Genomic DNA, 23,729 nt, shown 5'->3' with positions numbered 1-23,729 from the left:
GTATTATTTATATAACTTCACCGAAAAACGGCCGTACTGACAGCTCCGTTACGATGCGAAATCGCCAACCGGCGATGGAACTCTTGTTGATGTTTTATGCCATCCCTGCTTAACTTCAATAAGAAAATTGACCGGCAGCCATGAGGTTCAACGCCGTTTTTTGTCTGCCACCGCTAGTTGATCACACGGAGAACGCGGCTTTGCTGATAGGCTTGATAACAAACTCACGTTGGCTAAATAAACCGCGGGCAATTATGTTATTTGCAATCATGTTGCTCACGGCATTTCTGGTTATTAGCTGGACCAGCTATGGGGTGGCAAAAAGATCGCTGGAAGCAGAGATAAAAGAAAACACGCTGCCGCTGACCAGCGATAATGTCTACTCTGAAATTCAGCAAGACCTCCTGAAACCTATCTTTATCTCATCGTTGATGGCTCACGATACCTTTGTGCGTGACTGGGTACTCAATAATGAACATGACTCACAGGCCATGATTCGTTATCTGAAAGAGATAGACCGCCGTTTCAATACCTTATTCTCCTTTTTTGCCTCTGATAAAACGAAACGTTTCTACGATCCCCTACGTATTCAGCGGATTATCTCGGAGCAATCGGCTGAAGATCAGTGGTATTTTCAGGCCAAAGATCTGTCGGACGAAACACCCTATTTCGTTGATATCCGCGTCGATCCGGAAGACCGTACCCATATGGATATTTTCATTAATCACAAGGTTATGGATTATGAAGGCAATTTCATTGGCGTGACCGGCATCGGTATTCCCGTCGAGCGGGTAAAACACCTTATCGAAAAATACGAGCAGCGTTATAACCGCACGATTTATTTTGTTGATAAAACCGGCAACGTAACGCTGCATGGCAAGACATACGATCGCCAGCTGAGGATTCAGCAACAGCCCGGACTGTCGGCATTCGCCACCTCAATTCTGACGGTGCCCGGCGGCGCTTATGAATACGACTCACAGGGGAAGCGAATATTTCTTAATACCCGCCTGATCCCCGAATTTGGCTGGTATTTAATGATAGAACAAAGCAATCACCCGCATGAGAGACAGCTTTTCACCATGCTGATAAAAAATCTTGGCGTCAGCATCGTCGTCAGCACGCTGTTTTTGTTGCTGCTGTGGCTGACGATTGGCGGCTATCAGCGTCGTCTGGAGCAAATGGCGACGACCGATAAGCTGACGGGCATAATGAACCGTCAGGCTTTCGACTATTTCTTTATACGCTGGCGCACCAAGCAGTCCGCGCAGCATAACCCTCTATCCGTACTGCTTATTGATATCGACAACTTCAAGCTGGTTAACGATCGCTACGGACATGGCGTGGGGGATTTGGTGTTGCAAAAAATAGCCACGCTGCTACAGCAGGCGACACGCCATAGCGATCAAGTATGCCGCTGGGGCGGCGAAGAATTTGTGGTGTTGCTGGATAACTGCAACCTTGATAATGCGCGCCAACGAGCGGAAACGCTGCGACACGATATTGAAATGGCGGAAGTGATGTATCAGGAGAAGCCTATCCATGTCACCATCAGTTGCGGCGTGGCAGAGTATCAGGCGGATGAAACGCTGGATATGCTGATTAACCGGGCTGATATGGCCCTGTATCAGGCCAAGCAGCAAGGACGTAACCGGGTTGTTCTGGCTGGGAAATAGTTTGGGCAGGAATACAATGTAAAACGGGCAACACCGTGGCGTCGCCCGTTGAGGATATGCATCGCTAAAATGGATATCTGGTTCAGAGCACGACGACTTAGATGCCGTCAGTTTTCGTCTGAACCCAGAACGCATGGATCAATCCCGGGAAATATCCCAGCAGCGTCAAAATAATATTCAGAATAAACGCCCAGCCAAGTCCTTTCCCCAATAACACGCCCAACGGCGGCAGAAGAATAGTAAAAACAATTCGCCAAAATCCCATATCAGCCTCCGTAACGTGATGATTAACTATGAAATTAGTACATAGGGTGCAATCTGACAAATTTACGTCGAAATAAATCATCGGCATAGCGCTATGCCAACGTTCAGATGATAACAAATTTGAAATTTTTCCCGGCGTGGCGATCGTCACAGAAAGAAATGAGTGTAAATGGTTGAATAGTGGCGGAGAGAGAGGGATTTGAACCCTCGGAGGGATTGCTCCCTCAACGGTTTTCGAGACCGTCCCGTTCAGCCGCTCCGGCATCTCTCCATTTAAGCGGTTGCTATGATGCCCGCTTTTGCGGCATTTTAACAGCATTAGCTCTCGCCTTTAAATTCAATTGATGACTTAGCGAGCAATAGCAATGATTAAGTGGCCGTGGAAAACAAATGAACGTCGGGCAGAAGCGCTTGATCGCTGGCAGCCGGCAATGTCTATCCCTCTACTCGCGCCTTTATGCGACGTGGAACAGCAGCAGTTGATTAATATCGCGGGTCAGTTCCTGAAGCTAAAACGCCTGATTCCCCTACAGGGTCTGACGTTGACTGAAATCATGCAGCAGCGTATCGCGCTACTGTTTTCCTTGCCGGTGCTGGAACTGGGTATTGAATGCCTGGATGGCTTCCACGAGGTGCTGATATATCCCGGTCCTTTTATTGTGGATGACGAATGGCAGGATGATTTCGGCCTGGTGCATACCGGTAAGATTGTCCAGTCGGGGCAAAGCTGGGATCAGGGGCCGATTATTCTTAACTGGCAAGAAGTGCAGGATTCATTTGACCTGTCCGGATTTAATCTCGTTATTCATGAAGTCGCTCATAAGCTGGATATCCGCGGCGGCAGCATTGCGACCGGCGTTCCTCTTATTGCTCTGCGCGATATCGCCCTATGGGAACAGCATTTACACGCCGCGATGGAATCGCTACAGGAAGAAATCGACCTGGTGGGTGAAGCCGCAGCCAGCATGGATCCCTATGCCGCCCAGGATCCCGCCGAATGTTTTGCCGTGCTTTCCGAATATTTCTTCAGCGCGCCAGAGCTATTGGTTGAGCGATTCCCGGCGTTATACCAATGTTTTAGCGCCTTCTATCGCCAGGATCCGCTGACCCGCCTCAGAACATGGCAAAACAGCACAAACTATCATACGCCTACTATTTATTGACCGGTGACAAACAGAGAATTGTACACAGCCTAAACAGTCAGCCATAAACCCTGATTTTGCCGTTGACAGTACGGCAGGTGCCGGATATCATGCGCCCCGTTCACACGATTCCTCTGTAGTTCAGTCGGTAGAACGGCGGACTGTTAATCCGTATGTCACTGGTTCGAGTCCAGTCAGAGGAGCCAGATTTTAGTTTCATGACTTCCCTATAAGTCCTGAAGCGTTTAAAAAACAAGAAGTTATCTTTACCCGGTTATCCTGAGAAGGACTACCGGGTTTCTTGACATCCACAGTTTTTGGGGGCTTAATCGGGGGCCTCACGGTTCGTTGAGAAAATGGAGCCCCCCGCTATGGCATTAACCGATACCGCTATCCGCAAGATCAAACCCGCCGATAAATCCTTCAAACTGGCAGACAGTTCAGGACTGTACCTGCTGATCAAACCCAACGGCTCAAAACTCTGGTACATGAAGTACCGCATCTATGGCAAAGAGAAAAAGCTGGCCTTTGGTCCCTACCCGGATGTTTCCCTGTTTAAGGCGCGTCAGCTACGCGATGCCGCACGCGCTAAAGTGCGTGAAGGGGCCGATCCTGCCGCTGATAAGAAGATCGCTCAGCAGAAAAAGAAAAACGGGCAGACATTTCGCCAGATCGCCATGAACTGGCACGCCGATCACAGGCGCTGGTCTGCGCATTACGCAAAAACCATCCAGCGCAGGCTGGAAATGTATGTTTTCCCGGATATCGGGGACAGCCTTATCGATCAGATCACGACGGCGGATTTGTTATTCACGTTACGAAAGGTCGAGAGCAAAGGCTTTCTGGAAATCACTGCACGGCTAAAAAACTACGTAACGGAGATCATGCGCTATGCGGTGAAAAAGCAGCTAATCAAGTCGAACCCGGCGCTGGATTTGGACGGTGAGTTTACGCCGCCGGAAACCAATCATTACCCTGCCCTGCCGCTTGAGAAGCTGCCTGAATTGTTATCCCGGACGGATAGTTACTCCGGCAGGTTGCTGACCCAATATTCCCTTAAGCTGTCGCTGCTGTTTTTCGTGCGCTCCAGCGAACTGCGCTTTGCCCGCTGGCGTGAAATCGACTGGCAGCAGAAATTATGGATAATCCCGGAAATGCGGGAACCGATCGAAAACGTGCGTTTTTCTCATCGTGGCACAAAAATGAAAACGCAGCACATCGTTCCTTTATCCGAACAGGCCATCGAGCTCTTAAAGCAAATTGAACCGCTCTCCGGTCATCTGACGTTTATTTTTCCCGGCGAATACGATCAGGATAAATGCATGAGTGATAATACCGTTAACAAGGCGCTGCGCGTGATGGGCTACAACACCCAAAAAGATGTCTGCGGCCACGGCTTCCGGGCGATGGCATGTGCTGCGCTGAGTGAGTCGGGCTTGTGGACCAAAGAAGCGATTGAAAAGCAAATGAGCCATCAGGAAAGAAACAGCGTCCGCGCTGCCTATATTCATAGGGCTGAGTTTCTGGAAGAGCGGATCAAAATGATGCAGTGGTGGGCGGATTATCTTGATGCGAATCTCGACGGGTATATTTCACCCTATCAGTACGCCGCGCCCCTGAAAAACGCATCGTAATAAAAATAGGGTCCTTTGTTTTCCTGATAATAAATGGGAAACCTGCCCTTTGCCCCTGTATAGGGGCAAAGTTAATTACATGACCCATATCACTGTGGTTTCACAAATACAATTGAGCCGGAATGATTCTTTCTGTACTGGTGATATTGAAGGATCATTGTCGCCAAATCATCATCCACAGCGTAAAAGTAAGCCTCTGGTATATCGAGCACTGCCGCAAATTTACACACTAACCCAAAATCTGGTGCATGAACCTCGTTTTCATAGGAACTGATTCGAGAGCTTGCCGATTCTTCATCAAGACCTGCGCGAACGCCCAATTCTGTTTGAGTCAGACCGGCATTGACTCTGGCAATTTTTAGCCTTTTCCCAATCATGATTGGACACCCGCCGTTTTCCTTAGATATGCGAATTATCGCTCTTATGGGCGAAGGCTATCTTCATGCTTTACCTTAATTAATAATGTAATACTTGAATTTAGTTCTATAAATAATCAATATTAAGGAATTACAGAATTTTTCGCGGTTAAATATGGAGAGAGATATTATGCAACTGAAAGAAAAGGGTCTGGACTGGTACCCGGCAGATATCATCGCCGGATTAAGAAAGAAAGGCACAACGCTTGCCGCTGTTTCCCGTCAGGCGGGGCTGGCGTCATCTACATTGGCAAATGCATTAACAAGACACTGGCCCAAAGGGGAAAAGCTGATTGCCGAAGAGTTGGGCGTTACGCCCGAGCAAATCTGGCCATCCCGTTACCGTAAGCCGGAACATCGCTAAAGCTAAACCGGCTCTCCCGATCTTCCGTCAGCTTTGCTGGCGGAAGATCGGGAGACGACAAGCGAAGCGCGGCAGCGTGATGTTACTTTCTGAGACGTTTTATGCACATATTTAATCCACCCCATCCGGGTGAAGTACTCCGCGATTACCTTGAAGGCGTGAGCATCACACAGGCAGCTTTCGCGCTGCAAATATCACGTTCCCGGTTATCCCGTATCCTCAACGGTCATGCCCCCATTACGGCAGATATGGCGCTGCGTCTGGGCGCGCTGGTGAATACCCGTGTGAAATGTGGGCGGATATGCAGTCTGAATATGCCCTCTGGCAGGCTTTGCAGCAGCCCCGTCCTGCTATCCGTCCACTGCGCCACCGTCGGGATAACATGCAAAGCGAAGAATAGCTGGCTAATGCGGCCGTCTCTCATTCACAAATTCACGATGAATTCAAGGGGAAACTCTTTTTCCAAAAAAACGAGTTTCCCCTTTCTGCGCCATAAATAACGGCGTAATCTCCCTCCTGCAACTTGTTGTCGTAGACAACGCCCAGCTTCACGGTCTGAAAGAAGCGCCTGTTAACAGGATGACCAACCCTTTTACCGGTACGTACCTCTGCAATACCGGGACGCAAAATCCTCTGCGTCTGAGGCTGAAAGATATACACGAGACAAATTCACAGCCACCACCTCACGCCGCCGGCCTTTACTGGCTGATACCTCAACAGTGCCGAAAATATCCGACTAACTCACTCCTGTTGACGATCAGCGCCTTTAACTTTTACGGGCTGCGGCCTGCATTGCCGCCAGGCTTTGCTGCCGCGTGACCGTAAAACTGCGCCAGCGTCGCCGATGCTCCAGAGCACTGTAGCCCGCTGGTGCGTCACTTTCGTCGCGCAAAGCGACAAAGTGACGCACAACCACCACACCGCGCCATGCCCTTATTTTCGCGGCTTCTGCGCCTATTCCCCAATCCGACATGCCTTTTTGGGGCCGCTGTCGGCAAGAAAAAAGGAGAAAAAGATCGATACCGAGGGGGGCATGACGCCCCGGAGAATTCCTGCTTCGGCAGGCAGCCCGTACCGCGTACTGGCTGAAACTCCCTATACCTCAACAAGCCGCCACTCCGGCGTGAAGGTATCGTTCTGGCGCAGCCAAAAAGCATACGCCGGAGACCGTTTGTTTTTTAATCATGGGGGATGTATGAGCAAATTAGGCGGAGAGATGAAGGCATTGGCGAGAAACGGCGGCGGCAGCCACAAAACGGTGAACGATCGCATTCATATCGTGCAGCGTTTCAGCTACCATTTACGGGCGCTAAATATCCAGATCCAGCGGGTGGCGCAGATTAAGGTTCGCCACATTGAAAGCTATATTCATGAAAGGCTGGCGCAAGGGGTCGGCAAACGCACGCTACAGAATGAAATGGCCTCGCTACGCGCCGTGCTGCAACAGGCCGGGCGCAGGCAACTGGCAGAGCATGAGCGGCTAACCAACAACACATTGGGACTGTCCGGCGCATCACGCAACGGCACGCGAGAGGCGATTACCACGGAACACTACCTCCATGTGCTGGAAACTGCCCGAATGAAAGATTCTGGGCTGGCGGCGGTTCTGGAACTGGCGCGAGTAATGGGCCTGCGTTCACAGGAAGCGGTGCAAAGCGTTCAGTCGCTGAAAACGTGGAAACAGGCCGTTGAACGTGGCGACACACGCTTAACCGTAGTTTTCGGCACCAAAGGCGGACGTCCCCGCGACACAGTGATTCTGGATACTGGCGCAGTCAGAAAGGCGCTGGATAATGCATTAGCAGTGGTAGAAAGCCGTAACAACAGGCTGATTGACAAACCGGACCTGAAAAGTGCAATGAACTACTGGCACGGTCAGGCGTCACGAATTGGTTTGACTGGCACATATTCCCCGCATTCTTTGCGGTACGCATGGGCGCAGGATGCCATTCGCCATTATCTGGCGCAGGGGTTTAGCAGGAAAGAGACGCTGGCAATGGTAGCGATGGATCTGGGGCATGGCGACGGGCGCGGGCGGTATGTGGCGCAGGTTTATGGGCTGAAGTGATGCTTTAATGTGTTCTATACTGAGGTACGGTCAAATCTAGCAGTCGACTCAGGGAGCGAAAAACAGACGTTCCTGATATCGTTAGCAAAGGTTATCACATTAACAATGAAGTAATTACCAGCAGCAGATCTTGCTCAACGGGGCTGGATCAATCTCTTTAATAAGTTGCACTGTCAAAGCGAGTGAAGTTTTCCCTGTGTTGAGTTGAGTTGAGTTGAGTAGTAAGGTGACTACGCACACCGGTAATATCTCATTAACGTTCAGTAAACCCGTTGCAATCTGAGCTATGTTGGATTATGTTTCAGCATTTCTGATAACACGCTTGCGCGACGATATAAATAAGCAATATAAACAGGGTAGGTTTCTGCATGTACGCCCAGTACGTCAATAATTTTTTTATTATAATCTCGTTCTTTATCTGTATGACCTGAAATCCTCCAGACGAGTGAACTACTAAGAAAGACCTCAAAAAGCTCATCATATCGACTTTCAATAAGCAATGCTTTCCATAGCAATGCATGACAGCGATTAAAAAGCCCATCTATTCTCTGAATGAAAAGATATTTATAGCACTCGCTAAGATTGATGATGTCTTTAGGAGAGATACGGGTATTTTTAGGATCGGATAGTAAGCCTTCCATCTTTTTCAGAATTGCACGCACACGCGTATAGTCTGATTTTTCAGAACTAAGGACGGTATTTATATACCTATCGGTTGATACTGTGTCCAGAACAGCAAGGTCAAGGGATATATTATTGGCAATGGTGATTTCATCATGGTTTCTGGCTTTTTTCTCAAGCCTGCGCAATTTTTCAACCTTCTCACTTCCGCTGATTTTTTCCACAAGAATACTCTCTGCTAAAAATCTACGATAGCTGTTCTTTTCGGAATTTTTTTTAATTCTTTCTGCCATAATGAAAGCTTTTTCTTGATTGTAGTTTGAATAAGCCAGTAAAAGTGTTGAAGTCATACTTTCATGCACGGACTTATTATAAAATTCATTATTTTCATTGTAATTTTCAAGCGTTTTTTCCAATAATTCAATGGCGTCTTCTTCTCCGTCAAGCATTCGCATGCTTTCTGATAGATATTTAATCATTCTAAAGTAGGATAAATTATTTTCTGTAAACGAAGGAAGTACATCATTTACGAAAGATACTACTTCCTTGTAACGGCACTTACGTTCTAAGAAATATGCATATGAAACAGCAGCGTCACAGTAAACCTTTATTTCCTGCGGGTCAGTGACAGTTTTTAGTGACTCTGAAATTAGCAGATGGGCATTACCCGGCTGGAAATCTATATTGTTAAGAAGAACCCTTGTAGTTCTTGAAACTATAACATGCTTGTTCGACCAGATATCTCCGGAAACCATTCTGATGGCATTCTTCCGGATGGAAGATAGCGTATCTTTGTCAATTTTACTTCTGACGAAATCCTTTATTATCGGGTTGACATGATTTATTTTAAAATCCCTGAGGTCTGCAATTGTAACAGAATGAATAAGTCCATTATTAACGAGTCTCAAGAAATCATCGAGTCTGAATTTATAGTTTCTGAACTGCCTCATGATATTTTCCGGGGTTTCTCCACATTCAATGACGCAGAGAACCTGAAGTAATGCATATACACGTTTATTTTCTTCACTTTCTGCTTTAGAAAGTTCCGTTATTAGATCAACCAGATGTCTGGGGATACTGTCGGTAAGGAGCCCAGATTCACTGTCCATCCCCTGACTTGGTGTGTTTAAAACATGAGATACTGTGGAAACTGAAAAATAATCTTTGAGACTGTCAAGTTTTCCGGGAAGCCCTGACGTTCTGCGTGAAATCCGCTCTAGTTCATCAGTGGTAAGCGTGTAACTAACTTCGCGACGTAGATACTCGTTAATATCGGCAAGGTTAAGGGGGTGAAGTTCAATAGAGTTATTTGAAAGATTGAGCTTACGGTTAGTATAAAATATTCCCTTTAATCCCTTGCCATAGTCTTTCAAAATGCTTATTATCTCATTAAAATAACCCAGCATTTCTGCATTCAGTTCAGTAATGTTATCAAACAGTATCACTGCAATTTTATCAGCCTCATGTGAGGCGACTAGTGCTGTGAAGTCAACACCGATATCAATTAAGAATCTATCCTTTGCCTCTTCCCTGTTATTAATCCTCGAACAGTCCAGTCTGTAAGCTTCGTATTCAGGATAATCATCTCTCAAAAATGAAGATGTGAACTCGAGTTTACCATACCCAAGACCACTGATTATCATCACACTTCCATCAGCCTTTAGGTTTTCGCGTGCACTTTCCTGTTCACTTAGACGGATCATTTCATGTGAAGGCGAAAAAGTAAGGGGGAACGTTTTCAGCTTGATGATGTTAATTTTTTTTGGCGGATTATATATGTCCGCCAAAGTAATTATCTGTGTTCCCTCAACAGAGATGTCTTTCACATTCTGTTCACCCACCATTAAATTAACACCGTGAACTTTTCTATTCACATCTTCAAAAATTCTTCTGCAATCTACATTTTTATACGCATTGAAACGTGAAAGCACCCGAGCGGGTAACAAGCTGTTAAAAAAATCATTGTTTGATTCACAAATCGACTTTTCATCATCAGAATAAAATGCCCAACGAAATTCATACTTCCCTTTTTTTTCGTTTACCATTTCCATAATGGCCTGATTGATGATGTCATCCCATCCGCCGTAGCCTATTATATATAGCTTGTTTTTCGAAAAAATACGTTTCAGACAGGCAATGCTTTCGTCACGATAAGCCGTTAGCTGGTCGGGTGTATGTAATGTATCGCCTTCGTAATAACCGTGAAGATGGATGACATTTATTCGTTCATTATTATGGCTCTTACTACTGTCAAAAGTAAGATCGTCAGTAAGTTCGATTCTGTTGATATCAAATTTACTTTCGCTCAAAGACTCTTCAATTAAAGGATCGAAGTTTGTGGTTAGGATATTTCGTACTCTCAGCGCTTCTGACTCCACCAGGTTTGTAAAGTCCCGTATGGTTTTTGGAATGATCCATTTACCTGCTGTATCCTTGGCACGATCAACAGCTATCTTCATAATTTCCTTAACATCTTCCTGCGTACCTACAGCAAGGAGATATTCAAAAGCAGCCTGATACCTGGACGAACCGCTACAATTTTCAAGGTGTGCTTCCAAGCCATCATCACCGAACTCAGAAAGATAGTTTCTGATGATATCAACCATTTCATCTACAGAAGGCATGCCAATTCCACTGTCGGGAAGGCTAATCGCAGAACCAAATAAAAAGCAAACTTCGTTTCCTTTTCTGATATCCATGCTAAGTGAATTGAGTAGGAGATCATAACTGTGAAGTTTCAATTAATAGGTCCTTATCTCGCGCTTAAAGTATATACTGGCATAAACCGATATAAACTATTGTCATTTTCACATGATGCCACTGTACATTATGTCACTTTCAGAAATCAGATCCAATTCCTAGGCTATATCCCGTAACTGTTTTTTGTACAATTCCTTATCGTTACAGGGGCGCCAAAGCCACTTGGCACGATGAAAGTTGTTCAAAAAACACTCATGATTGAATCCATTTTTGCATGTTATAAGAAATTTTCATTGTTTTCCTAAACATGCAACGAGGTAAAGGACTCGCCCTAAAAACACATCATATTGCGGTTCGATGACATTGTGAATTACACGATATAATGCACTTATTATAACACTTAAGTAGGCTCTGATATCTTTACAGTCTCTTAAATTTTAACCACTAGTCGTCATGTAAGTACCTCGCTCCTGGCCTGTCGTCAGAACTTTCGGCCCAAAACCACCTGTAGCACCTTATTGTCCAGCATGGTTTCGACAAGCAGCTTCTTCAGGCGCGCATTCTCTTCTTTGAGTGACTGAAACCGCTTCACTTCTGGCATTTCTATGCCACCGAACGTCTTACGCCACGTGTAAAGATGATATTAGATATGGTCTACCGGCAAATTTCACGTGCGGAAAAAACGCATCCTCTCAAGGAGAATACCGATAAACCGTTTGTCAGAAAAATGCCTCTTCATGGGAATGCCATTCTGATGTTCATAAAGGCATTACTGACATCGCGGTATGTTAATCAATGGAGACAGGTCGGCATTGCTACCAGTTCTTAATCAGAGATTACTGTCGTGTGAAGACGACAGTTAGTTCACTAGCAATTTTACTCGAAAGTTGACAATTTCAAAAAACAAGAGTTTTATAAAGAGTACTGCACCATTACTGTTTACCCTTAGATTTCCATACATTAGAAAGGAAAATGTGTGTCTACATTACCATATGTCACAGCAACCGGAAATATCGAGCGTGCTTTATCAGGCGTTAAACAAGCCGCAACCCCCATTTCTGTCAGCCAAGACTTCGTGAAAACGATATTAAATATTCCAGGTGGTTCTGGAAATCAAATAACTTCATTCTTGAGGAAAATAGGTTTCGTGGGCCCTGACGGGGCTCCAACAACCATTTACACTCGTTTTCGTAGTACCGATCCAGATACTTCCGGTAAAGCTGCCGCAGAAGCATTAAAAATTGGTTATGCTGCTTTGTATAAACGTAATGAATATATGCATCAGCTATCTGATGATAAACTTAAGGGACTAATAATTGAAGAAACCGGTTTGGGGGGAGATTCTGGAGTCCCTGGGTTAATATTAAGTTGCATTAAGGCAATAAAAAAACATGCAAGTTTTTCTCCAAAACAAGCAGCAGTAAGTGAGAGTTTAGATATAGCTAATTCACACAATGACGAGTCAAATGCCAATGCAAAAAACAGTCTAAGCAGCACTCCTACAGAAAATACTATTTCTCAAGAAAAAAATATCGGGTTAAACTTGTCTTATACTATTAATCTTAATCTTCCTGCCACATCAGATATAGCTGTATTTAATGCAATTTTCAAAAGTTTGAAAGAAAACCTTCTTAAGGGAAATAATGAATAATATTGACGATTTTTTCCGTTCATTTGGTATGTCGGGTTATCTAGCAACCGATGACCTTCGTAATATTGAAAAAAAATTTCACGTCGAACTTGGACATGTTCCTACAATAGAGACACAGACACCTATAGACTATTATCCGCAATTTGAACAAGAGGTCCGTGCTGAGGCGGCAGAAATGGCACGCCATTTTGAAGTTTTTTACTGTTTAGAACGGTCTATAAGAAGTCTAATAACTGAAACTTTCCAAGAGAGCTTAGGAGAAATGTGGTGGGATAGCGGGAAGATACCCCAAGCTATAACTTCTGCTGTTACCGATCGGCAGCGTCGAGAGCTTGATAGTGGTATGACACGTCGTTCAGATCTGGCTATTGATTATACTACTTTTGGTGAGCTATCGGTTATAATTACATCAAATTGGGAGTTGTTTTCTATTGTTCTTAAAAGTACAAAAGCAGTAGAACGTGTCATGAATAATCTTAATATGTTACGAGGTCCTATTGCTCACTGCTGTCCAATAAGTGAGGATGAAGTTCTTCGTCTTCGTATTGCAGTAAAAGACTGGTTTCGGCTTATAGGATAATTTTATATCATACTTATACAAACAATTATTTCATCACACATATACACATGTTCAATATTTAATAAGCATACTACTACAATAGTAAAATCAGAGACTATATTTGTCAGTTATCTATATATTCATCACAAAACGAAACTAGTAAAACTGATTTATGCATCTATGTTTACTGACCAGATGGTAATACTAAAATAATATTACACATTAACACCAATTTTATAAGCAATGTAATATTTATGTATAAAATAATTTTTTGTCCATAAAATAAAAAAGTCTACGTTTATTCAGCTTATCTATATAAAGTCTGATCTGTCCTTGATTTAGCGCCCACCTTGTTTTCAAATCAATCAACGAAAGCGAGGTCACTATGTCAAGACAACAATATACTCCGGAGTTCAAGCGCAGAGCCGTTGCATTGCTGCTCGAAAGCGGCAAGTCTGTTGCCCGTATGGCACAGGTGCTTGATATCAAAGAGAACACGCTCTACAACTGGAAAAAACTCTATCAGGATAAGGCGGGGGCTGCTTTCTCCAACACGCCACAGCTTTCCGAACAGGAACTGGAGATCCGCCGTCTTAAAACCAAAATCACTGAACTGGAAGAGGATAAACTTATTCTGAAAAAAGCGGCGGCGTTCTTTGCGCGGGAAAGCCGCTAAGATACGCCATGGTCACTCAGTTATCGGCTTTCCATGAAGTGAAGCGAATTTGCCTAGCGCCCTCCTCCACTAGAAACGGACACCCATTATGCCGAACGAAACTTCTATCGATAAGCAGTCTTCTGACTATCCTTGGCCTCATCGCTGCTGTCTGGGCAATCGTTCCAGCTGCGACCCGCCTTCGATTCAGGTTGAGCATTACATGGTTCGATTGGCTTATCATAGTCGGCGTATTTCTAACCATTCACTATTTGGTCTTCGTGCCTGCATTACTTTCCATAGGCCTATAGGGCAGGATTATCTACCGTAGCAGGGGCAGATATCAAAGCAGGCCAGGCTTGATGCATTGCCACAAACCGCTGTCTTGCGAAAGCAAACGGTAGAGCATCCGTTTGGGACAATTAAAATGTGGATGGGGTGCGACACTCTTTCTGATGCGACGATTTAAAAATGTCAGCACAGAAATTAGTCTGCATATACTGGGCTATAACCTGAAAAGAATGCTGTCAATCTGGGGTACTGAAGAATTGACTATTAAGTTGCGAGAACAATACGGCTAGCGGTTGCCGCCGCTTTCGCCTTCAATGACAACAAATATTAAGTTATGGCCGGCATTAAAAGCCCTTGAGCCGCCCGAATGAAAATTTATGGGTACTCGGTCAGCTTCTACGACATTCTTACAACGCAGATCAGAAATGTTGCTGAGCGACTTGAAACTATTAGTTTCCACACAGCCTGCGCTCATAGCAGACCTTACAGTCCTTCAACTAGGCCGCTTCATGCCACAAGCCGACTACCTTCATTACAGCCAGTAAACAACATAAAACATGACAAATATCACATTTCAAAACAGCGATTAATGTTTGGGGCTTAAATGAGGGCCTCACTTTAACTTTAAAAATCAAATTTATTTAAATTCAACAAGATAAATGAACTATTGCATCCAGTCAGAGGAGCCATTTTAGAGAAACCAGATGTCTACGGGCGTCTGGTTTTTTGCTTTTTATCAATGGGTTGCCCCCTTCCCAACGTCTACATACATCTGTTAAAAACCACTCGAATCTTAACGGTTCAAATACTGGCAGTTGGGCTATCGCGTTGAAGGCAAACAGAAGGTGTTTTCCATCGGCGTCTATCCTGCCGTTTCTCTGGCTGATGAAGGTGAAACAGTACGCCACTACTATCATGGGTGTTGCTGGGCCAGATCAATGCAGCCCTGACCGGGTGCCCTGGCAAGAGGCGGCATGTGCCACCATGGTGCAACTTTCCCGTTCCCCTACCCCGTAAAACCCGCTTTAGCGCCTTTTCTCCTGTTTTCCCCCGTTTGGCTCGGTTATTGCTTAGGTTTATCCGTGCCCCAAAGATGCGGCCCTCCAATATCCTTTTCTTCTGACAATGGCGTCAGTTGGACTTCAATAATTCCCCTTAATTTATTCCGTCAACCAAGCGATTGGCGGATTTGTCGTGGGGAAAAACCGCCACTTATTTTCCAGGAGTTACTATGGCTATTAGTCGCCGTTCATTTATCACGCATTCCATGTTATCTGCACTCGGCCTGGCTACCGTGGGAATACCCAAATTTCCACTTGCCGCGGAAGGTGGCGAGCCGATTAAAGTCGCTACCATTTTCGATCTTTCCGGCGGACTGGACATTTACGGTAAACCGATGGCGAATGCGATGAACCTTGCCGCAGAAGAGATCAACGCCTCGGGAGGACTGCTTGGCCGCCCTCTACAGATGATTAACTACGATGCGCAATCCAGCATGCAGCTTTACGCGCAATATGCGCAACAGGCGGCGCTGAAGGATAAAGTGGCGGTGGTGCATGCGGGTATTACCTCGGCCTCACGTGAAGTCATCCGCCCGGTGCTGAGCCGTTTCCGTACGCTCTATTTCTACCCGGCTCTGTATGAGGGCGGCGTTTGCGATCGCAACTATTTCTCTTCCGGCTCTACTCCCGCACAAACCGTGGAAAAGATGGTTCCCTATGCGATGAACAAGTGGGGCAAGAAGGTCTACATCCTTGCGGCGGATTACAACTTCGGGCAAATCATTTCCCAGTGGGTGAAGAAATACGTGCGGGATCATGGCGGCGAGAGCGTAGCGGTGGATTTCTTCCCGCTCGACGTTACCGACTTCGGCGCGGCGATTTCCAAGGTACAGTCGGCGAAGCCGGACTTTATTTGGTCGGCGCTGGTAGGCGGGGCCCATCTGTCGTTCTACCGTCAGTGGCATGCGGCAGGGATGACCGGCAAGATCCCGATTGCTTCCACCAATTTCGGCAGCGGCAACGAGCACATCATTCTGTCGCCAGCGGAGAGCAACGGCATTCTAGTCTGCTCCAACTATTTGCAGGAGAGCGCAGAACCCGCCAACGAGGAGTTCATAAAACGCTTTAAGGCCAAATACGGCGCCAATGCTCCCTACATCAGCGATCTGGCGATGGGAGCCTATCAGGGCATGCTGCTGTGGGCGGAAGGGGTGCGTAAAGCCGGGGATATCGATCGCATGAAGGTGATCGAAGCGTTGGAAACCGGTATTACGGTGAACTCACCGAGCGGTAAGGTCACTATCGATCCGGCAACCCACCATTGCACCCTCGATGTACACATTGCCGAAGTGCAGGATCACCGGATGAAAATCCTCGAATCCTTCTCACAGCAGCGTCCGCTCGATACCGCGATGGTGTGCGACCTGAAGAAAAATCCTCGTGATACAAAACAGTATCAAATTCAGCTATAAGGAGACCGCGATGGACTTAATGGTGATTTATGGCATTGAGATTCTCAATGCCATCGCCACGCTGATTGTCATGAGCCTGGGTCTGGCGGTGGTGTTCGGCATGATGAAGATCGTCAATATGGCGCATGGCGAATTCATGATGCTGGGCGGCTACGTGGCGATCCTCGCGACCAACCAGGCCGGTATTCCGATATGGATCTCTATGCTGGTGCTGGCGCCGCTGGCGGTTGGCGTTTTCGGCATCCTGGTGGAGCGCCTGATTATCCGCAACCTGTACGGACGCATGATCGATACCATGCTTGCCACCTGGGGGTTAAGCCTGGCCATGATCGGCACCGCCACCATGGTGTTTGGCAATACGACCCTTGGCATCAGCTCGCCGTTGGGCGGCGTCAGTATCGGGCGTTTTAGTACCAGCGGCTATGCACTATTCACGATCGCTTTCTCGCTGGTACTGATCGCCGCGCTCTGGTGTCTGCTGAAATTCACCGCCATTGGCCTGTGCGCCCGCGCCACCATGCAGAACGCGCGCATGGCGGCGGCGCTTGGCAGCAATCCGGGAAAGATTTATAGCCTGACCTTTGGTCTCGGCGCGGCGCTTTCCGGATTGGGGGGCGCGCTGCTGGCTCCGATCACCGGCGTGATCCCCACCATTGGCATCAGCTTTATCGCCAAAGCGTTCATTACCGTGATTGGCGGCGGTAATGCGATCATTGCCGGAACTCTCAGCGCATCGTCGCTGTTCGGCGCGATCTCTCAGTTGGTCACCTTTCTCTCAACGCCGGTATTCGGCGCGGTGGCGCTGCTGCTATGCGCCATCGTACTGCTGCGCCTGTTGCCGCAGGGCATTACCGGCCGCTTCTTTAGGAGGTCGCTGTAATGAAAAAGTTTGGTGACTTCGCACTGACGCTGGCGGTGGTGATCCCGGCTCTGCTGGCGACCTTCTGGCTTGCCGAAGTCCTGGAGCTCTACGCGCTGCTGTCCGTAACCGTGTTTCTGGTGATGGCGCTCCTCTCGTTGAGCCTCGCTTTTATCTGGGGCTACGGCGGCATTCTCTGCTTCGGTCAGGCGGCATTTTTTGGGCTGGGGGCCTATACCTACGCGGTGTGCGCGATCAACTGGGGCGATTCCACGTGGGCGGTGGCGGCGGCCATCGCACTGCCTACGCTGTTCTCCATGCTACTGGGCTACGTGATTTTTTACGGTGGCGTCAGCGACGTTTATCTGGGGGCGATCACTTTAGCGGTAAGCCTGGTGTTGTTTAACTGGATGAACTCCACCTCCGGCAGCGAATACCACATCGGCGAGGCGCTGCTCGGCGGTTTCAACGGCATGCCTTCGGTGCCGACGCTGAATGTGCCGTTTACCCCGGATGAGATTCTGTCGCCGGAAGCGCTGTTTATGGTGACGGCGGGCTGCCTGATCCTCTGCTACGCCTTGCTGAAACTCGTTCTCGCCAGCCGTTTCGGAAAAACGCTGGTGGCGATCCGTGAGAACGAGCAGCGCGCCGGACTGCTGGGCTACAATGTTCCGGCGCACAAACTTTGGGCATTCGCCATCGGCGGCGCCATTGCCGGAGCCGCGGGCTGTCTGTACGTCAACTGGGGGGCTTTCGTCAGTCCGGGGGTGTTCAGCATCAGCCAGTCGGCGCAGATCATTATTTGGGTGATCGTCGGCGGTCGCGGCACCCTGATGGGGCCGGTGATCAGCTGTATCGCCTTACAGTGGCTGGTGACGCGGCTTGGCGCGCAGCAGACCATCGATACCAATCTGGTGCTCGGCATCATCTTGACGCTGTTCGTACTGCTGCTCCCCGGCGGCCTACTGCCGACGCTGATGCGCCTGTTTAAGCGCCGTCGTTCGTCGGAAGCGAGGAAGGTGACAACGGATGTGCGGGAGGTACGCCAGTGAACGGGAACGTAATTTTGCAAACGCGGAAAATAGGCGTCAGCTTCGGCGGCGTACACGCAGTGAAACAGGTGGATTTTACCCTGCATGAGGGTGAGTTGCGCTGCCTGATTGGACCGAATGGCGCCGGGAAAAGCACCTTCTTCAAGATGCTGAGCGGACAGGTGGCGCCAACGCGCGGTGAATGCCGCTTTCGCGGCCAGGCGATTTCCGGACTGAAGCCATGGCGCATCGCACAGCTTGGCATCGGCATCAAAACCCAGGTGCCAAGCGTATTCGAAGGACTAAGCGTTCGGCGGAATCTGTGGCAGGCGGCGGCGAACCGCATTGAACGCTCACAGATCGAGATAGAAATCACGCGGGTATTGCAGGAGACGGGGCTGGAGGCGCAGGCGGACGATATTCTCTCCGAGCTGTCCCACGGGCAGAGGCAGTGGGTGGAGTTGGGGATGATTCTGATATCCAGACCGCAGCTGGTTCTGCTGGATGAACCGGCCGCAGGAATGACCCACCATGAGGTGCGTAAAACGGCGGAGTTGATCAAAACCATCAACCAGAGCAGCACCGTGGTGGTGGTGGAGCATGATATGGAGTTTATCCGCATGATTGCCCAGCAGGTAACGGTGTTTAACCAGGGCGAAGTGCTGGCAGAAGGCACTTTCGCGGCAGTGACGCAAAATCGGGCGGTGAAAGACGCCTACCTCGGCAATATGGAGATCAAACATGCTTGAGCTGAAAAGCGTGGTTTCCGGCTACGACAAAGTACCGGTGTTGCACCAGGTGGAGCTGTTCGTTGGGGCGAAAGCCTTTACCGGCGTTCTCGGGCGTAACGGTATGGGGAAAACCACCCTGTTGCGTACCATTATGGGGGAACTCCCGGCCTGGCAGGGGCGGCTATTGATGAATGGTATCGATGTCACGCGCTATGAGGCCCATCAGCGCGCGGTGAGCGGCATCGGTTTTGTGCCGCAGGGGCGTCAAATCTTCCCGGCGCTGAGCGTTGAGGAAAATCTGCGCATGGGTTGCGTGAAACATTTTGCTCAATCGGCGCTGATGATTGAACGTATGCTGGAACTGTTCCCGCGCCTGAAGCGCCTGCTGGCGCAGCCGGGCGGCGCGCTGTCGGGCGGGGAGCAGCAATTGCTGGCCCTGGCCCGCTGTTTGTGCGGAGAACCGCAACTGGTGCTGCTCGACGAACCGACGGAAGGGATCCAGCCCAACATCTGCGAGGAGATCATCGAGACGCTGAAAAACCTGCGCCACGAGATGGATATCTCCATTATCCTGGTTGAGCAAGACATTGAGTTTCTCTATGCGCTCTCGGACAGCATCCACGTGATTGAAAAAGGCTGCATCACCAGCGTGATCGACCCCGCTCAAGTCAGTGTGGAGGCGATCGCCGAGGAATACATGGGCTTCCACGTTTGACGCCGTGGCACCGTCCTGTCCCTCCCGACATAACATTCGTCCTTCTTAACACAGCGCCACGCCGGATGGCTGATTACAATTCCTGTGTTCATATCGCCATCGCGCAGGAGGAACCATGGGCCAGTCATTGCTGGGGATGTTTAAGGGTGTCAAGGTGTGCGTGTTGCATCCGGCGTGTCGGGAATATCAGCGGTTGGCGGAGCCGCTGATGCAGATGGGTTGCTGCGTCAGCCGCGTCTGGCCGCTCTCGGAGGAGATCCCAGCCGAAACGGCAGTGGTTGTGGCGCTGGCGGAACCACGCTGGCACTCGACGCTGGAAACCCTTGCCGCACAACTCCATGCTCGGGGCATCATCCTGATGGCGCTGGCGAAAGTGCAGGACGCCACTGTTTTACCACTGTTGCTGAGCCTGCAACCAGCGTCCATCCTATCTTTTCCCCCGCAGCCGGTGGCGCTGGTGGCGCAACTGATGATGGTTCTGCATGCGCACCGCCGGGAGACCGCATTGCGCCATGAGCTTAACAAACTCCAGGCGCGCTTCTTTCTACAGAACAAACTGAACCGGGCCAAGCTGATTCTGATGAACCGGTACGGCCTTAGCGAAAGTGCCGCGCACCGCTTTATACTCAGCGATTCGATGAATCAGCGTTGCAGTCTGGAGCACACCGCCGACAAAGTAATCGGCGGCGGTGTAAACCTGCAATTCATTAGCAGCTAGTTACCCTGTTCTTAGGCAGCAGCGAAGATGGGGAACAGCCGAAAGCTTTACGGAACGCCAGGCTGAAATGAGACATGTCGATAAAACCGTGATCCAGCGCCACTTCGGTAATATTGCGGATGTTGCCCGCTGTTAGCGCCTTGTGACAGGCGATCAATCTTTCATGCCAGAGGGTGTTCATTGGCGTGGTATTGTGAGCGGCAAAGACGCGGGTGACGGTACGTGGTGAGACGTGGTGTGCATTGGCGATCGTAGTAATCGACAGGTCGTGCTTATGCAGATTCTGCTTCAGATATTTAACCATGCGGTTATACAGATCTGGTTTTTGAATCTCGCCGCCTTGTTGCAGGTTGATGCAAACGGTGATGATATCCAACAGCGTACCGGCAAACTGTTCGGTATAAAAACTGTTTTCCTGCTCCTGATTGTACGCGAACGCCTCCTGCATCATCTGTTTCAGGGTGGTGATGCCCGGCCGCACCGGATTGAGGCAGGTGCCGGCCAATGCAGCAATTTTCGGCGTGTTTTTGTCGAACACTGCTCGCGGCAGCCGCACAATATGGATGGCGGCCTTATCCATGGAAAAATTGAACGGATGGGCGGCGTCGTAAATCACCAGTTCGTCCGGGCCCACTTTGGCGGCGTTTCCGTTCTGTTCAAGAGATCCCTTTCCCGATCGAAAATACCCCAGATAGTAATCGTTGCTTGGATGACGGCGAATGCATTCGGTCGTTCGTTGCCACAACAGGGAAGAACTCGACGTGTGGCTGGCAATCCCCACATCCGCCAGCATGCTGTAGGTAAAACTGCCGGAGAATTCGCTGGCGAATGTCTGACGCGCCTGCGCCCTGATGAGGCGGGAACAAACGGCATCACGCCAGGCATCGAACCGATGGCGGTTATCAAGATTATCGGTAGTGAAAATTTCTTTCATACGGCTTCTCGCAACGTCGTCATGGGATAGGTGATCAATGCAAGATAAGGGCCATTTTTCTTGCGTTATCAGAGCGTGGGCATCTTATTAACCAATTGATGTTAAATGTTTTTTTGCCAGCAGTGCGTGAGGTGAAAGCGGAGTGTTCTAAAACAGGGCAAAGAAGCTGTACGGTGGGGCAGAAGGAATGCCACCCTCTGCGGGGTGGCGGCTAAAATGATCGACCGACTTATAGCGCCGGATGCTTACGATGCCAGTCGGTCTTCTGCTGATAAGCCCAGGCGCCCCGAATCGCGCTCGCTTCGTCGAAATGAGCCGCTATCAGTTGGCAGCCGATGGGCGCCCCCGCCGACGTTACGCCGCAGGGCAGCGTGACGGTCGGATGACCGGTGCAATCAAAGGCGCTGGTGTAACGCAGTACGCCCCGGAACAGTTCGGCATCGGTCCCGAATCGCGTCATGGTGTCCCAGGTCAGACCGGCGAAAGCGGTGACCGGTGAAAGGATCAGATCCACCTGTTTGAACAGTGCGCTGACGTTACCGCGCAGTGCGGCGCGACGCAGCCATAGCTTCTGGTACTCCAACGCCGTGACACTGTGCCCCAAATCCAGCAGGCCGGCCAGGCCCGGGCCGTACCGATCGCGCTGCGACGGAAAAGTCTCCTCGTGAGCGACGGCGGTTTCCACCGCACACATGGCGCTCCAATCCTCGGCGGCCTGCTCGGTATCGGGCATGGTGATGGGGACGATCTCCGCGCCCAGCGCCGTCAGTTGTTCAATCACCGAGCGCAGCGCGTGGCGGGTATCCTCATCTACCGGCTCCAGCGCCCAGTCCGCATCGACGCCGATACGCATACCGCTGATGCCGCGGGTCATTAGCGCGAGATAATCCGGCACCGGTTCCGAACTGGAAGTGGGATCTTTTTCATCGCGGCCGGCAATTACCTGCAACATGGCGGCGGCGTCGGCTACAGATCGGGCTATCGGGCCAATATGGTCAAGGGAGGCCGCCAGCTCAAAGGCACCGTGGCGGGTAACGCGGCTCCAGGTCGGCTTGATGCCGGTCAGACCGTTGGCGTTGGAAGGGAAACGGATAGAGCCGCCGGTGTCGGTGCCGATTGCGCCATAGCAGAGGCCCGCGGCGGTGGCGACGCCCGAACCGCTGGAAGATACGCCGGTCCACAAAGCGTTGCCCCAGGGGTTGGACGGCGGAGTGATTTCCGGGTGATGGTCGGCAAAGGCGCTTTCGGTCTGCACCAGCTTACCGATGATCACCGCCCCCGCCGCTTTAAAGCGCGTCACCACCGTAGAGTCCTCCACCGGGTAGTGCCCGCTATAAATACTCATGCCGTGCGTGGTCGGCGCGTCCTTGGTCCAGATCAAATCCTTCAGGGCAATGGGTACGCCGTGCAGCGGACCGCGAAATTCACCGTTGGAGATCTCCTTATCCGCCTGCGCGGCGTCCTTCAGCGCGGTCTCTTTCATCACGTAAATGTAGCCGTGCAACTGTGGATCCAGCGCTGCGATACGGTGCAGGATGGCGGTAGTCACCTCGACGGACGAGATCTCGCGCGACTGAATTCTTCTGCCTATCTCCAGCAGACTTTGGTAGTGCAACTCACTCATGGTTCAGCTTCCTGTTGTCAGTGAATAAGCATCGCCGGCAATCAGTGCCAGCGCATCGACTGCATTCACGCTAAAGGAGTCGCAACCTGGACGCTATGTTCAACAAGCCAGATAGTGTGTCAGAAAGGACGATCTAACCGCCCCGATTCTTGATCACCCCGGCGTACCCATGGCAACGCTTCGACATCTTAGTCTTTGAGGCGCTGAGCAGAGCGATGGATTCCCAGCCGGAGCTGGTGGCGCATTTTCCTATAAGCAACACCGGACTGAAAAAATGGACGGCATTACTTTCGGTTAAGAAAATTATCTTCCGTTTTTGCGCCGCAGCGAAGATGGGAACAACCGAAAACTTTACTGAACCTATGGCTGAAATGAGACATGTCAATAACACCATGGTCCAGCGCAACTTCGGTAATGTTGCGGGCAGGCTCGCTAATAACACGTTGCGCAGACAGTCAGTCTTCCGAGAGTGTTCATTAGCGTGGTATGTGGGCGGCCGGGCGTCTTAATCGGTCACACATCATCAAGCGGAGGAATCCCCACAGGTTAGCGCGAAAAACCTTCCCGATGCGTTTCTAGTTTTCTCTCCGCATCGGGGAAAAA

The 23,729-nt window shown here is 49.5% G+C and carries 20 protein-coding genes, 2 tRNA genes and 4 pseudogenes; 19 read left to right on the top strand and 7 right to left on the bottom strand.

What is annotated here, in order from left to right; genetic code table 11:
* Positions 1 to 254 precede the first annotated feature (254 nt).
* The gene (locus HOY33_RS04920) at positions 255 to 1,676 is read left to right on the top strand and encodes a diguanylate cyclase (RefSeq protein WP_371734378.1); all 1,422 of its coding nucleotides are present in this window, start codon (positions 255 to 257) and stop codon (positions 1,674 to 1,676) included.
* Between the two features lie 97 nt (positions 1,677 to 1,773).
* Here HOY33_RS04920 and HOY33_RS04915 read toward each other — a convergent pair whose 3' ends face one another.
* Both HOY33_RS04915 and HOY33_RS04910 read right to left on the bottom strand, forming a co-directional pair.
* Positions 1,774 to 1,941: a YqaE/Pmp3 family membrane protein gene (locus HOY33_RS04915; protein WP_172289096.1), complete on the bottom strand. Its 168-nt coding sequence runs from the start codon at positions 1,939 to 1,941 to the stop codon at positions 1,774 to 1,776.
* Positions 1,942 to 2,121: 180 nt separating this feature from the next.
* A tRNA-Ser gene (locus HOY33_RS04910) sits at positions 2,122 to 2,211 on the bottom strand.
* A 94-nt stretch (positions 2,212 to 2,305) separates the two neighbouring features.
* Here HOY33_RS04910 and mtfA point away from each other — a divergent pair.
* The 3 genes from mtfA to HOY33_RS04895 all read left to right on the top strand — a co-directional run bounded on the left by mtfA (position 2,306) and on the right by HOY33_RS04895 (position 4,716).
* Complete coding sequence (gene mtfA, locus HOY33_RS04905; RefSeq protein WP_172289095.1) at positions 2,306 to 3,103, top strand: DgsA anti-repressor MtfA; 798 nt, start codon at positions 2,306 to 2,308, stop codon at positions 3,101 to 3,103.
* A gap of 109 nt (positions 3,104 to 3,212) precedes the next feature.
* Positions 3,213 to 3,288 (top strand) — tRNA-Asn (locus HOY33_RS04900).
* A 165-nt stretch (positions 3,289 to 3,453) separates the two neighbouring features.
* Positions 3,454 to 4,716: an integrase arm-type DNA-binding domain-containing protein gene (locus HOY33_RS04895; protein WP_172289094.1), complete on the top strand. Its 1,263-nt coding sequence runs from the start codon at positions 3,454 to 3,456 to the stop codon at positions 4,714 to 4,716.
* An 89-nt stretch (positions 4,717 to 4,805) separates the two neighbouring features.
* On the opposite strand, the gene HOY33_RS04890 is transcribed toward HOY33_RS04895, so the two are convergent.
* The gene (locus tag HOY33_RS04890; protein ID WP_049776295.1) at positions 4,806 to 5,093 is read right to left on the bottom strand and encodes a helix-turn-helix domain-containing protein; all 288 of its coding nucleotides are present in this window, start codon (positions 5,091 to 5,093) and stop codon (positions 4,806 to 4,808) included.
* A gap of 169 nt (positions 5,094 to 5,262) precedes the next feature.
* Here HOY33_RS04890 and HOY33_RS04885 point away from each other — a divergent pair, with 169 nt between their 5' ends.
* The 3 genes and pseudogenes from HOY33_RS04885 to HOY33_RS04875 all read left to right on the top strand — a co-directional run bounded on the left by HOY33_RS04885 (position 5,263) and on the right by HOY33_RS04875 (position 7,564).
* Positions 5,263 to 5,496, top strand: coding sequence for a helix-turn-helix transcriptional regulator (locus HOY33_RS04885; RefSeq protein ID WP_172289093.1), 234 nt, complete (start codon positions 5,263 to 5,265; stop codon positions 5,494 to 5,496).
* Positions 5,497 to 5,597: 101 nt separating this feature from the next.
* Positions 5,598 to 5,896 (top strand): annotated as a pseudogene (locus HOY33_RS04880) (HigA family addiction module antitoxin).
* Positions 5,897 to 6,691: 795 nt separating this feature from the next.
* Positions 6,692 to 7,564 carry an integrase domain-containing protein gene (locus tag HOY33_RS04875; protein ID WP_172289452.1) on the top strand — a complete coding sequence of 291 codons (873 nt, stop codon included), beginning with the start codon at positions 6,692 to 6,694 and terminating at the stop codon, positions 7,562 to 7,564.
* 284 nt (positions 7,565 to 7,848) lie between these two features.
* Here the strand turns inward: HOY33_RS04875 and HOY33_RS04870 are convergent, their stop codons facing one another.
* The gene (locus tag HOY33_RS04870; RefSeq protein ID WP_172289092.1) at positions 7,849 to 10,926 is read right to left on the bottom strand and encodes an SIR2 family protein; all 3,078 of its coding nucleotides are present in this window, start codon (positions 10,924 to 10,926) and stop codon (positions 7,849 to 7,851) included.
* A gap of 440 nt (positions 10,927 to 11,366) precedes the next feature.
* Positions 11,367 to 11,513: pseudogene (locus tag HOY33_RS20790) on the bottom strand (IS3 family transposase); the annotation flags it as partial.
* A 348-nt stretch (positions 11,514 to 11,861) separates the two neighbouring features.
* Here HOY33_RS20790 and HOY33_RS04865 point away from each other — a divergent pair.
* The 11 genes and pseudogenes from HOY33_RS04865 to HOY33_RS04820 all read left to right on the top strand — a co-directional run bounded on the left by HOY33_RS04865 (position 11,862) and on the right by HOY33_RS04820 (position 20,568).
* The gene (locus tag HOY33_RS04865; protein WP_172289091.1) at positions 11,862 to 12,536 is read left to right on the top strand and encodes a DUF5343 domain-containing protein; all 675 of its coding nucleotides are present in this window, start codon (positions 11,862 to 11,864) and stop codon (positions 12,534 to 12,536) included.
* The gene (locus HOY33_RS04860) at positions 12,529 to 13,116 is read left to right on the top strand and encodes a Swt1 family HEPN domain-containing protein (protein WP_172289090.1); all 588 of its coding nucleotides are present in this window, start codon (positions 12,529 to 12,531) and stop codon (positions 13,114 to 13,116) included. The genes HOY33_RS04865 and HOY33_RS04860 overlap by 8 nt, the downstream gene beginning before the upstream one ends.
* Before the next feature lie 364 nt (positions 13,117 to 13,480).
* Positions 13,481 to 13,771: a transposase gene (locus HOY33_RS04855; protein ID WP_172289089.1), complete on the top strand. Its 291-nt coding sequence runs from the start codon at positions 13,481 to 13,483 to the stop codon at positions 13,769 to 13,771.
* Between the two features lie 334 nt (positions 13,772 to 14,105).
* A pseudogene (locus HOY33_RS20600) lies at positions 14,106 to 14,331 on the top strand (IS5/IS1182 family transposase); the annotation flags it as partial.
* 513 nt (positions 14,332 to 14,844) lie between these two features.
* Positions 14,845 to 14,928: pseudogene (locus tag HOY33_RS04850) on the top strand (Arm DNA-binding domain-containing protein); the annotation flags it as partial.
* A 344-nt stretch (positions 14,929 to 15,272) separates the two neighbouring features.
* The gene (locus tag HOY33_RS04845; protein WP_172289088.1) at positions 15,273 to 16,514 is read left to right on the top strand and encodes an ABC transporter substrate-binding protein; all 1,242 of its coding nucleotides are present in this window, start codon (positions 15,273 to 15,275) and stop codon (positions 16,512 to 16,514) included.
* Positions 16,515 to 16,524: 10 nt separating this feature from the next.
* Positions 16,525 to 17,394 carry a branched-chain amino acid ABC transporter permease gene (locus HOY33_RS04840; protein WP_172289087.1) on the top strand — a complete coding sequence of 290 codons (870 nt, stop codon included), beginning with the start codon at positions 16,525 to 16,527 and terminating at the stop codon, positions 17,392 to 17,394.
* Positions 17,394 to 18,425 (top strand): branched-chain amino acid ABC transporter permease, encoded by a 1,032-nt coding sequence (locus tag HOY33_RS04835; RefSeq protein WP_172289086.1) that lies wholly within the window; start codon positions 17,394 to 17,396, stop codon positions 18,423 to 18,425. The genes HOY33_RS04840 and HOY33_RS04835 overlap by 1 nt, the downstream gene beginning before the upstream one ends.
* Complete coding sequence (locus tag HOY33_RS04830; RefSeq protein WP_172289085.1) at positions 18,422 to 19,153, top strand: ATP-binding cassette domain-containing protein; 732 nt, start codon at positions 18,422 to 18,424, stop codon at positions 19,151 to 19,153. The genes HOY33_RS04835 and HOY33_RS04830 overlap by 4 nt, the downstream gene beginning before the upstream one ends.
* The gene (locus tag HOY33_RS04825) at positions 19,146 to 19,850 is read left to right on the top strand and encodes an ABC transporter ATP-binding protein (RefSeq protein WP_172289084.1); all 705 of its coding nucleotides are present in this window, start codon (positions 19,146 to 19,148) and stop codon (positions 19,848 to 19,850) included. Before HOY33_RS04830 ends, HOY33_RS04825 begins: the two co-directional genes overlap by 8 nt.
* A gap of 115 nt (positions 19,851 to 19,965) precedes the next feature.
* Complete coding sequence (locus HOY33_RS04820) at positions 19,966 to 20,568, top strand: ANTAR domain-containing response regulator (RefSeq protein WP_172289083.1); 603 nt, start codon at positions 19,966 to 19,968, stop codon at positions 20,566 to 20,568.
* Here HOY33_RS04820 and HOY33_RS04815 read toward each other — a convergent pair.
* Entirely contained in the window at positions 20,558 to 21,502 is a 945-nt protein-coding gene (locus tag HOY33_RS04815) for an AraC family transcriptional regulator (protein ID WP_172289082.1), read from the bottom strand. The two genes, HOY33_RS04820 and HOY33_RS04815, sit on opposite strands and share 11 nt — an antisense overlap.
* A 229-nt stretch (positions 21,503 to 21,731) precedes the next feature.
* Positions 21,732 to 23,126 carry an amidase gene (locus HOY33_RS04810; RefSeq protein ID WP_172289081.1) on the bottom strand — a complete coding sequence of 465 codons (1,395 nt, stop codon included), beginning with the start codon at positions 23,124 to 23,126 and terminating at the stop codon, positions 21,732 to 21,734.
* A gap of 215 nt (positions 23,127 to 23,341) precedes the next feature.
* Between HOY33_RS04810 and HOY33_RS04805 the strand changes: the two genes are divergently transcribed.
* On the top strand, positions 23,342 to 23,635 hold the full coding sequence (locus HOY33_RS04805; RefSeq protein WP_172289080.1) for a hypothetical protein: 294 nt from the start codon (positions 23,342 to 23,344) through the stop codon (positions 23,633 to 23,635).
* Positions 23,636 to 23,729 lie beyond the last annotated feature (94 nt).

It is taken from the genome of Brenneria sp. hezel4-2-4 (assembly GCF_013155275.1).
GTDB lineage: Bacteria > Pseudomonadota > Gammaproteobacteria > Enterobacterales > Enterobacteriaceae > Brenneria.
The sequence above is the reverse complement of the archived record's forward strand: the minus strand, read 5'-3'. Positions and strand labels throughout refer to the sequence as shown.

Excerpts from the sequence above, each read along its gene's own strand:
- HOY33_RS04920 (WP_371734378.1), top strand. The coding sequence starts at position 255 with ATGTTATTTGCAATCATGTTGCTCACGGCATTTCTGGTTATTAGCTGG.
- HOY33_RS04915 (WP_172289096.1), bottom strand. The coding sequence starts at position 1,941 with ATGGGATTTTGGCGAATTGTTTTTACTATTCTTCTGCCGCCGTTGGGC.
- mtfA (WP_172289095.1), top strand. The coding sequence starts at position 2,306 with ATGATTAAGTGGCCGTGGAAAACAAATGAACGTCGGGCAGAAGCGCTT.
- HOY33_RS04895 (WP_172289094.1), top strand. The coding sequence starts at position 3,454 with ATGGCATTAACCGATACCGCTATCCGCAAGATCAAACCCGCCGATAAA.
- HOY33_RS04890 (WP_049776295.1), bottom strand. The coding sequence starts at position 5,093 with ATGATTGGGAAAAGGCTAAAAATTGCCAGAGTCAATGCCGGTCTGACT.
- HOY33_RS04885 (WP_172289093.1), top strand. The coding sequence starts at position 5,263 with ATGCAACTGAAAGAAAAGGGTCTGGACTGGTACCCGGCAGATATCATC.
- HOY33_RS04875 (WP_172289452.1), top strand. The coding sequence starts at position 6,692 with ATGAGCAAATTAGGCGGAGAGATGAAGGCATTGGCGAGAAACGGCGGC.
- HOY33_RS04860 (WP_172289090.1), top strand. The coding sequence starts at position 12,529 with ATGAATAATATTGACGATTTTTTCCGTTCATTTGGTATGTCGGGTTAT.
- HOY33_RS04855 (WP_172289089.1), top strand. The coding sequence starts at position 13,481 with ATGTCAAGACAACAATATACTCCGGAGTTCAAGCGCAGAGCCGTTGCA.
- HOY33_RS04845 (WP_172289088.1), top strand. The coding sequence starts at position 15,273 with ATGGCTATTAGTCGCCGTTCATTTATCACGCATTCCATGTTATCTGCA.
- HOY33_RS04840 (WP_172289087.1), top strand. The coding sequence starts at position 16,525 with ATGGACTTAATGGTGATTTATGGCATTGAGATTCTCAATGCCATCGCC.
- HOY33_RS04835 (WP_172289086.1), top strand. The coding sequence starts at position 17,394 with ATGAAAAAGTTTGGTGACTTCGCACTGACGCTGGCGGTGGTGATCCCG.
- HOY33_RS04825 (WP_172289084.1), top strand. The coding sequence starts at position 19,146 with ATGCTTGAGCTGAAAAGCGTGGTTTCCGGCTACGACAAAGTACCGGTG.
- HOY33_RS04820 (WP_172289083.1), top strand. The coding sequence starts at position 19,966 with ATGGGCCAGTCATTGCTGGGGATGTTTAAGGGTGTCAAGGTGTGCGTG.
- HOY33_RS04815 (WP_172289082.1), bottom strand. The coding sequence starts at position 21,502 with ATGAAAGAAATTTTCACTACCGATAATCTTGATAACCGCCATCGGTTC.
- HOY33_RS04810 (WP_172289081.1), bottom strand. The coding sequence starts at position 23,126 with ATGAGTGAGTTGCACTACCAAAGTCTGCTGGAGATAGGCAGAAGAATT.
- HOY33_RS04805 (WP_172289080.1), top strand. The coding sequence starts at position 23,342 with ATGGATTCCCAGCCGGAGCTGGTGGCGCATTTTCCTATAAGCAACACC.